General features: G+C 55.8%; 1 protein-coding gene. It reads right to left on the bottom strand.

The features are described 5' to 3' along the window. Positions 1-301: ABC transporter permease subunit (locus tag KI210_RS08610; protein WP_212781466.1), on the bottom strand; the 301-nt coding region annotated here is incomplete at both ends.

Here is a 301-nt window from a genome sequence, read left to right as displayed (position 1 = left end):
TTCGTGCACCTTCCATCTGTCCGTAGTCGATCGATTCGATCCCGGCGCGCACGATCTCGCTGATCATCGCGCTTTCGAATACTACCAGCGCCGTAATCGAGGCACTCACCGATCCCACTCGGATGCCGATGGCCGGCAGACCGAAGTAGGTAAAGAACAGGATCAATAGCAGCGGCAGATTCCGGATCACGTCGATGATGAACCCGACGATCCCCGATACCCATTTGATCCGACTGTAGCGGATGATCCCCAGGATCAATCCGATGATGAAGCTCAATACGATCGACACGGCCGATACGCC

Origin of the sequence: Lactobacillus corticis, from assembly GCF_018327645.1 — a bacterium.
GTDB classification, from domain to species: domain Bacteria; phylum Bacillota; class Bacilli; order Lactobacillales; family Lactobacillaceae; genus Lactobacillus; species Lactobacillus corticis.
This window is presented reverse-complemented; position numbering and strand designations above follow the sequence as displayed.